The sequence below is a fragment of the Colwellia polaris genome (assembly GCF_002104515.1).
In the GTDB taxonomy this organism is placed as follows: Bacteria; Pseudomonadota; Gammaproteobacteria; order Enterobacterales; family Alteromonadaceae; genus Cognaticolwellia; species Cognaticolwellia polaris.
In genome coordinates, this window is sequence record NZ_NBOE01000027.1 from 1 (window position 1) to 1,014 (window position 1,014).

Annotated in this window: 2 tRNA genes and 1 rRNA gene; all 3 read right to left on the reverse strand. The window is 40.5% G+C overall.

The annotated features are described in order from the left end of the window. Positions 1-118, reverse strand: a 23S ribosomal RNA gene (locus B6A32_RS19110); the annotation flags it as partial. Between the two features lie 436 nt (positions 119-554). Further along, positions 555-630 (reverse strand) — tRNA-Ala (locus B6A32_RS19115). Positions 631-767: 137 nt separating this feature from the next. Next, positions 768-844, reverse strand: a tRNA-Ile gene (locus B6A32_RS19120). Positions 845-1,014: the final 170 nt, after the last annotated feature.

Sequence of the window (1,014 nt, forward strand, 5' to 3'; positions counted from 1 at the left end):
TCGGATATCGCAGTCTATAACGGTTTTTATCACCTTAACTACGCTTTTCGCAGATTAACACGTCCTTCATCGCCTCTAACTGCCAAGGCATCCACCACATACGCTTAGTCACTTAACCATACAACCCTAAGTGGTCTCAGCTGTCAGCTATAAGCTTTCAGTTTAAAACATTTAGTACACATCGGAGACTAATCCGACGTAATTGTAAAGTCTGACATTTTCACGCACACAAAGTGTGTCTTGAATAAGAGTTGATAAATATTCCAAAGAATATTTATCGGGTTGATTAAACACTCGAGGAGAATGCTTAATCACCATAAACCTTCCCGATAAAAGAAGATTTACAGCTTGGTATTTATAATTATAAAAAGAAACGCGCGACACGCTCTAATTCATATAAATACCGGTATTTATATCAGCTTTCCAGATTGTTAAAGAACTCAATTTAGCGCGCATTCGGCATAAATCGTGGTTTAAAAAACCAAACTTAATTTATCAACTTGAGATAATTTAAGTTTGGTCTCTTTCCCTCTCTTATAAAGGGTATGAAGAAGTGGTGGAGCTAAGCAGGATCGAACTGCTGACCTCCTGCGTGCAAGGCAGGCGCTCTCCCAGCTGAGCTATAGCCCCTTATATCTTTTAAGATAAAGGGTAAACATCCTTAGCTAGAACATATAACTCAGATTTACGTTTTTTACAAGGCGGTTTATCGCGAAGTGTAGGCTTTTCTACACGAGTGATAAACCAACGCCGTAAAAAGCGTAAATTGGTAGGTCTGGGCAGACTTGAACTGCCGACCTCACCCTTATCAGGGGTGCGCTCTAACCAGCTGAGCTACAGACCTATTTCTCTTTCAAGAATTGTTGTCCGAAGCTTAGATGTTTGGACTTCTTCTAATTCGTTATCATGTAATTTGTGTAGACACTCGTGAAGCCGAGGCTTCCATTAAGCTGTTTTACTTCAAGATAAGGAGGTGATCCAACCCCAGGTTCCCCTAGGGTTACCTTGTTACGA